The organism is Mycobacteroides sp. H001 (assembly GCF_001440005.1).
In the GTDB taxonomy this organism is placed as follows: domain Bacteria; phylum Actinomycetota; class Actinomycetes; order Mycobacteriales; family Mycobacteriaceae; genus Mycobacterium; species Mycobacterium gwanakae.
This window is the reverse complement of sequence record NZ_LJYH01000011.1, coordinates 1-7,612: the sequence shown is the minus strand read 5'-3', so window position 1 is coordinate 7,612 and position 7,612 is coordinate 1. Positions and strand designations below refer to the sequence as shown.

The following is a 7,612-nucleotide window of genomic DNA, read 5'->3' as shown; positions in this document are numbered from 1 at the left end:
GTCGGCTGTTGGCGAGTCGGGTGGTGTTGCTGTTGGTACTCGCGTGATCCAGAGGGATTGGTGGGGCTTGTGTGACTAGGTGTTGGGCAGACCGGTGCCTGGTTGGGCGGCTGTGATTTTTGATTGCGTTGGTGTATCTACCAGGATCGAACGCACCTACCACTGCCGCCAACGTGCTCTTAGTCGACCGACACCGATCGAATACGAAGTCATAAGGCAGCAGCCGCCATCCCGGCGGCCTAAACCAGAAGAGTCCACCCAACCTTCAGCAGCCCCGATCGAGCAGCGGTTGCCGCTGTTGTCTGGGTGCCGACTAGTTTCCGGGGCCTGCCACAATGGTGAGGATCTTGCCTGTCAATGGATCGGTGCGTACCAACCACCACGACTTTCCGATTCCCAGGCCATCGTAGCCGTCCAGATACCATTTGCCGTCCACGCGCGCAGCTCGATATTTGGTGCCATAGCCGCCGAAGGACGCCGCTTCTCCGTAGCGCGATGTGATGGCTGCCGTTGCGTCGTCATCCAGGTTCCAACTCGCGAACAGGTCGGCCTCGCCGACCTCGTCAACGGACCCCAGCGGGGCCCACACTGCCGGGTCGATCCGATCCCCGCCGGAGGGCACCGTACGGATGAGTGGTAACCCGCCGCAAGGCTGTTCATTGGGAAGTGTTGCGTCTAGCGAGACCCCGACGATTGCGGGGAAAGGTCGTGCTGCGCCGGTTCGTACGAGATAACGCGAAATCGGCCCAGAAGGGTGGACGGCAGCAATCAAGTTGTCAAAATTGTTGCGGTCTAACGAGATGCAGTTGCGATGAAACTGCGAGTCGGCGAAGGGAATAGGCAAGGGCCATGGCGGTGTAACCGGTGTAGCTGGCGTCGAGGATAGCCGCCCGCCTGGGGTGAGTAACAGCTGCGGGCGCTCCAGGTACGGCGTTCGCGTGTTGAGGCTTTCGAGCAGGAGCTGCTGAGCCGAAGTGATGGCTGCAAGGAGGTCGGGTCGGCCTCGGGGGTCGCTACTGTCGCAGGATATGCCGGGAACCTCGTCGAGCAATGTTGCTTTGTCAGATATCGCAGGAACATGAACCTCGACCACCATGTTGTCAAATATCTGACAGCTCTCTCCGAGGGGGCGTTTGCGCGTCAGCTCAAGCTCTACCGCGCGTACTGCTCTGGTGATGGCATCAGGAGAGGCTTTAGCTGAAACTTTACCGGTCGGACTTTGCCCCGCCAAGATTACGGTCCCGTCGTCGTATGCTGCGAGAAAGGGCACCGCATCGTCCCTCATCTGGTTGATCGGCGACTTGAACCACCTGTCCAGTCGCATCACCAAGCGCGGGGACGCAGACGTTTCGGCTGGCTCAGATGATCGCTGCGGGTTGAAGCGGCCAGAACATCCGCCCGTAAACAGCAATCCAGCGCACAACATCGCCGTCAGTAGTCTGCCGGCAAGTCGTGTCATGAACCCACATTAGGCGTCACCGATCCTAGGCAATAGATTCAGCAACACACACTTTTGTCCTGAAATCTGTGTGTGCGGTTATCTTCGCGAATCGTTCCGTGCATACTTTGCTCATGATTCGCTGGATAGGATCCGCCGCGACGGTCTTCACACTTGCGGCCGGGGGTATTACCGCATCTGCTGTTGTGGCGCCGGGCGTGGCGTGTGCTTGCTCGTGCGTCGCTGTCCGCAAGGACGCGGCCTCGGTCAAGGAATGGCTTGGGCACGCGCAAGCCATCTTCGTCGGTACACCTACTGACACCTTCGGGATCGGCAACCCCGACACCGGCCGCACCATCTACGAGTTCGCAGTCCGCGAGGTCTACAAGGGCGATGTGGGTGCAGTGACAACGGTCAAGGTAGAGAACTTCGGGCCATCCTGCGGACGTGGGTACGACATTGGTACGGAGTACTTCGTGGTGGCAGGTAAGCCCGACGAGATACCCAACGACAGCAGACCCAACGCACCCGCCGCCTACGGGGACAACATGTGCTCGTTGACTCAAGCATCGGCAGGGTCCGATCTGCCCGGTCCTTCGGAAGCCGTCTACGGGAAACCTCATCCACCCACCGGGCCATCCGCCACGCTGCCCACATAGGGCGCGGCCCGGGACACCGTTTCCTGTCACGCGATGAGGCTCGCGAGTTCGGGGTCTGAGAACAGCGCCGTGGGGATGCTTCGGGCGTCGGCTTTGTCGCGCGACGAGGGTCTATCGCGTGAATACCAGACACGGTCACTCCGGTAGGAGGTTTTCTCGCTTCAAGCAGGCACGCCGTCAACAACCTCCCGGGTTGCGACATCTAGGCAGGAGGGCGCAGCCCGGCGATGGTGTGTTCGGTCAACCGCAGCAGGCTGGTTCCGGCCTTCTGCATGACCTCGAAGGAATCGTCCCCGGTCTTGACGGGTACTTTCCACAGGGTTTGGCAGGTTGCCGGGTCGACGGCGATGAACTCTTGATTGCTGATGTCCCGCCAGATGACGGTGGTGCCGTCAGATCCCACGTATTCGCCGCTGTCGAGCTGCATGTCGCAGGCTGGGCCCTGTTGACCGGTGAACAGGTCCCATGACCGCCACGCCCCTGGCGGTTCGCCAGCGTAGAGCTTTGTGCCGATCATGCGGAAGTGGTCGAGTATCGATGCAGGTACGTTGACCTGGGGCTTGCCCGCCGCGGTGTAAACCTGCAGCCCGCCGGTGTCATAGTTCTTGCCCGGCCGGTTCTGCGCAATGATCGGCATCGCCGGATTGGCCATCGCATAGAACCCGGTCAGCATGGCCACCTGTTTGCCGTCGCTGTCATACAACCCCACGCCCCGGGGGCGCGGCCCCCCGTCGAACTCGACGGCGAAACCACCGACATACGCTCGCACCTCGGCTACCCGCTGCCCCTGCGGTGGGGTGGGTGTCAGATCACGCCCATCGACGGAAAACACACGAAAGTCGTTCCCGGAGCTGGACTTCTGTATCCCCACTGTCAGCGGCGCGATGTCGTCCACTCGCGGGTCATTGATCTCAACACTGACCAGATCCCCGTTGCCGGGAAGAAACCACGTCGGTTCTCCTTGGGAGCCCACCCCGTAGACACCCTTGCCTTCCGCCGAGGCGACCAGCCAGCTCGCTCCGTGGGAGGGTCCGAGCGGGACCAGAACCGGGCGACCTGGGTGACTACGGGACTCGAGGTTGCCCGCGCCCTGGACCTTGGGGTCACCGGTGTAAGTCACCTTGCCCTCGTCCAGATCGATCACCCAGAGCTGCTCGTGCTGGCCCGTGCAGGAAATTATCGAATCCGGGCAACTATCGGTGACGCATACGGCCACCGACGGGCCGTTGGTGGAACACGTGACCCCCGCCCATCCGGGCATCTCGATCGGCGGGAACAGCGGCTTGCCGGTCTTGGTGTCCAGGCCGTACACCAATCCGGTGACCGTTTTGTCGGGATCGCTGCGCAGCGTCGAAAAGTAGGCCCTGTCCGAGACGGCGGCGAAAAGGTCGCCCACTCGAGTCTCCGGTGTGAACCCGAGGTCGGTCACCGAGACCTGCCAGGCAGGCACCGGTTGGCGATCCAGTGCGAAACCAATCAACCGGTCTTTCGGCGTCCCAACCGGCGCCTCCTGCGCGTTGCTCGGCTCGCCCGGACTGCTGAGGGGCCGCCAGTGCACCACGGCCATGCCACCAGCCACCACAGCGACAACCACCGCGCACACCAACACCACCCACCGCCGCCGCGGCGGCCGGTCTCTCCGGTCGGTGCAGTCGGCTCCCTGGCAGGTCAACCAACGTTTGGTTGACGGTGCAAGCACCAGCCCCAGCATTACCAACGCGACGAGCACACCGCGGATCATCGTGCCCAGCCCGGGACCGAACCGCATGACTTCCACATCGGAGGTCTCGCTCATCGCGGCGACGAGCCTGCTCCAAATCTGGGTGGCGAGGACATGGGTGACGACCGGGGCCAGCAGCAAGAAAACGCCGGCCACTGCGACGACTATGCGGCCGGCCGGTTTGCGGCGCAACAGCATGATCCCGCCGACCACCAAGGCCACCGCCAAGATCGCGTTGAGCACCGCGACCACCGTGTTCAGGGTGTCCATCGCGCCGAGCGCCGAGGTCGCGTCCTGGGGCAGATGCCCACCAAGGCGACCCAACGAATCATCGGTCGCCCACCGGGCGTACGCGGACCAACCGGTACCGACCAGGCACATGAACGCCGCGATGAAACACAAGATCGCGGCCCAGCGAGCAGTCTCGCGACTCGGAGGGTTGGACGCGTGTTCTGGACCGTCAGCGGCCTCCCCCGACCGCACCGTATTCATGAGTCCAGAACTTACCGATCCCGCTCAGTCTTTCGTGCACCAAATGCGTGACGCTGCATCGCGCAGCGGATGGCATGCAGGGGTGTCGCTCCGCGAGGGCGGGGATCAGCACAGGAGTCTACCGGGCTGTCCCCGTGGGCTCTCATCCGAACGGGCAGGTACCGGTCGGGCGTTCAGGGGCGGCAAAGCTATCCAGGCGATAGCCGTGATAGAAGTCTGCCAGTCGCTCGTTACGGCGGGTCAGGTTTCGCGAGATCTTCTCGTATTTGCGCTGCGCGGTGCGCGATCCATCGAGCTGAGCGCGGGCATCGTCTATGCGAATCGTGTTGTACAACATGGGTTCTATCAGCAGCCGTTCCGGTGTCACGCGCCACACCAGCTGCAGGAGCCGGGTATAGAGGGCGAACTCGACGTGGTGGCGGGGCTTGAGCCGGAACCCGATCATCTCGCGTATCTCGGGGTGCATCGCCTTGGCCGAGCACACCTGGATCACCCGGCCCGCGATCGGGCGAATCGCGAGCCAGAGCGGCAATAGGGCCGGGCGCATCGCGGCGGGGAGTAACAGTGTGGGCAGTGGTAGCCGTATTAATCCGGCGAACTGCTCGCGCAGAAAGCCGTTGGACTGCAGTTTGTTTGACACCATGTCGTCGTAGTACTCGACGAATGCGGCGTATGTTTCCGGGAATTTCCCCTTGGCGCTGGGTAGTTCGAGATCCTTGAACAGGTACCGCTGATATTGATATGCGGCCTCCTTTTCGGCGGGATTCATCGAGTAACCCGTGCAGTAAGGGAAGGCCTCCAAAGTGGCGTTCATGGCACTGGCTGCGATCCATATCCACAGCTCGGGATCCAATGCGCTGTAACGAATCCCCGCGTACTCGCCGACTCCCGTGCCTCGCACATCGCGGTGGCGCTCCTTGAGCCATTGCGCCGTATCTGCTCGCTGCTGCTGATTGCCGGCGAGCAGGGACATCGCGCTCAGCGCACTCCGAATGCCGCGATCGGTGAAATTCTGGCGGAACCGTCCGGAACGGTCCACAGACGCCGCCACCGGCAGCAGGGCTACCTCGTCGAACAGCACCCCGCCGAATACGCCGGTTAGGGGGCTGCCCAGGTGCTTGCGAAATGCGTCCATGACGCGCGGGCGTGTGCCGGTCGCGCGGAGGAAGGCCAAGCCCTCTTCGTGGGTATCGCGGTTCGGTTCGCCGTCATGCGTGGTGTCGCGCGGCAGTACATGCGTCATTGCATCCTCCGTCGGTGTTAGTAATTTAGTTAGAAGCTAACATTGCCACACGAAGTTGGGAAGTACCTCTGCGTGAGAGACTGAGCTGTGTCTGCAGATCCGGATCCGACCGGCGAGCGCATCCTCGAGGCCGCGCTGCAGACCATGCTCAGCTTCGGTCTTCGGCGGGCCACGGTCGACGAGATCGCGCGGCGTGCGGGCGTATCACATATGACGGTCTATCGCCGCTGGTCCAACAAGACCGAGCTTGTGCTCGCGGTCCTCATGCGGGAGGCGCAGACGATGTTCTCCGCCATCGACCGCGAAATCGCGGCGCTGAAGAGCCCCGAGGACAAGCTCGTGGCGGGATTCACCGGAATCTATTGGCATGTGCACACCCATCCACTGATGCAGCGGGCGGTGGAAACCGATCCGGAGTCGGTGCTGCCGGTCTTGACCAATGGGGCAGGCCCAGCCCTGGATATGGCGACCACATACCTGGCAGGTCACGTGAGCCGCAGTGCCGGCGATGTTGTCGACGACGCCTACGGTGTGGCGGAAGTATTTGTGCGCCTGACGCATTCGCTAATCCTTGCGCCCAGCGCCCGCCGGGAGCTGGCCACCAGGGAAGACGCCGAGCAGTACGCCCGTGAGTACATCCTGCCGATCGCGCGGGCTTTGGTGCCGGCGCCCAGCAAGGCGCTGCTGTAGCCAGGCGGTGCGACGTCGGCTCGGTTCTCAGGCGTTCACTGTGTGTGCTTTTGGCCGGTGGGCGACCGGGCCAAGTAATCTTGTGCATTGACCATGGTCGGGGACATAACGACTAGACATTGGGGGTAGTGGATGGATACGGACATCGGAGCGGGCTCACCGTCGGCCGACGACTCGTCTGATGCCGCGGATACCGCGCCGCTACCGGTCCTCAACGCTTTTCCCGGGATGTTGTCTGAACCCGGTCCGTTCGCCGCGCCGGAGCAGGAGTTTGGCCAGCCGCCGTTTCTTGATGAGCCGGCGTTCGTGCAACCACACTCGCCCGCGGTAGAACCAAGCGGTCAGTACCCGCAGTGGCCGAGTCACGAGCACTTCCGCACGGCGGCCCCCGTCGCCCCGAGGCCCGCGAAGCCGACGACTCCGGTTGATTTCTCGTCCTGGGAGGACAAGCCGCAAAGAAGCAAGCGGCCGTTAGTGATTGGTGGCGCGGTGCTGGCCGCTGTGGTGGTCGTCGTCGGTGGTGTGGTCGCCGCATTCGCAGGCAGTGGCGACGACGCCCCGCCCGCGGAACCGAGCGCGGCCCCATCGACAACGGTGACTAGCAGGGATTCCGATGCCGAAGCTCGCTTGCTTTCCATGCTTCCGACGGGATACGCGACGTCGGCCTGCAAGGTTGTTGAACCCGCGAATGAGGCGGTTGCACAAGTAAAGTGCGGGCGTAGTGATGATCCGGATGGGCCGCTGGAGGCCAGTTACTCCCTCGTGAAGGACAGGTCCGCGCTCGCGGCAGGGTTGAGCCGTCTGACAAAACGTAACGCGGTGGTGGTGTGCCCGGGCCGGATTCAGTCGCCGGGACCGTGGCGTCGCAACGCCACGCCGGATCAGGTGAGCGGCACGGTCTTCTGCGGCACCAACCAGGGACACCCGGTTGTCGGTTGGACTGATGAGGAGCGGTTGCTGCTCAGCGAGACGCGTTCGGGCGTGACCGGTCCGACCCTCGACCAGCTGTATGCCTGGTGGTCCTCGCACTCATAACAAAAACCGCCGGCCGCACGAGGCGGCCGGCGGTTTTTGCCGAAACGGTTTTTGAGGCTTCTACTAGCCCTCGGTGGACACCGGAGTGCCCTGGCTGCCCGCTGCGCGCTGGCCGTGCGGGGTGCTCTCCGAGGCCGGAACGGCGGGAAGCGCGGCCACTGGTGGCGTCGCGGTCTGCGGAGCACCCTCGGCGCCGGGGACCGGAGTCGCGGGTACCGGCGAGGCGGGGGCCGGGGTAGCGGGCACCGCGGTGCTGTTCAGCGGCGTGCCTTCGGCGGGGACCGGGGTGGCAGGAGTCGGGCCGGGAGTCGCGGTCACGGGAGCTACCGTCGGGG

General features: G+C 63.5%; 6 protein-coding genes and 1 pseudogene. 3 read left to right on the top strand and 4 right to left on the bottom strand.

The window, feature by feature from the left end; genetic code table 11:
• Positions 1-313: 313 nt before the first annotated feature.
• Positions 314-1,459 (bottom strand): hypothetical protein, encoded by a 1,146-nt coding sequence (locus AOT83_RS27550; protein ID WP_131726925.1) that lies wholly within the window; start codon positions 1,457-1,459, stop codon positions 314-316.
• 113 nt (positions 1,460-1,572) lie between these two features.
• Here AOT83_RS27550 and AOT83_RS00260 point away from each other — a divergent pair, with 113 nt between their 5' ends.
• A complete protein-coding gene (locus AOT83_RS00260) occupies positions 1,573-2,097 on the top strand; it encodes a hypothetical protein (protein WP_057966217.1) in 525 nt (174 codons plus the stop codon).
• A 202-nt stretch (positions 2,098-2,299) separates the two neighbouring features.
• Here AOT83_RS00260 and AOT83_RS00255 read toward each other — a convergent pair whose 3' ends face one another.
• Together AOT83_RS00255 and AOT83_RS00250 are read right to left on the bottom strand one after the other, a co-directional pair.
• A complete protein-coding gene (locus AOT83_RS00255; protein ID WP_057966214.1) occupies positions 2,300-4,309 on the bottom strand; it encodes a hypothetical protein in 2,010 nt (669 codons plus the stop codon).
• Between the two features lie 142 nt (positions 4,310-4,451).
• The gene (locus AOT83_RS00250; RefSeq protein WP_057966213.1) at positions 4,452-5,552 is read right to left on the bottom strand and encodes an oxygenase MpaB family protein; all 1,101 of its coding nucleotides are present in this window, start codon (positions 5,550-5,552) and stop codon (positions 4,452-4,454) included.
• An 87-nt stretch (positions 5,553-5,639) separates the two neighbouring features.
• On the opposite strand from AOT83_RS00250, the gene AOT83_RS00245 reads away from it, so the two are divergent.
• Both AOT83_RS00245 and AOT83_RS00240 read left to right on the top strand, forming a co-directional pair.
• Positions 5,640-6,242 (top strand): TetR/AcrR family transcriptional regulator, encoded by a 603-nt coding sequence (locus AOT83_RS00245; RefSeq protein WP_030094473.1) that lies wholly within the window; start codon positions 5,640-5,642, stop codon positions 6,240-6,242.
• 132 nt (positions 6,243-6,374) lie between these two features.
• The gene (locus AOT83_RS00240; RefSeq protein WP_057966212.1) at positions 6,375-7,277 is read left to right on the top strand and encodes a hypothetical protein; all 903 of its coding nucleotides are present in this window, start codon (positions 6,375-6,377) and stop codon (positions 7,275-7,277) included.
• A 63-nt stretch (positions 7,278-7,340) separates the two neighbouring features.
• On the opposite strand, the pseudogene AOT83_RS00235 reads toward AOT83_RS00240, so the two are convergent.
• Positions 7,341-7,612: pseudogene (locus AOT83_RS00235) on the bottom strand (phosphopeptide-binding protein); the annotation flags it as partial.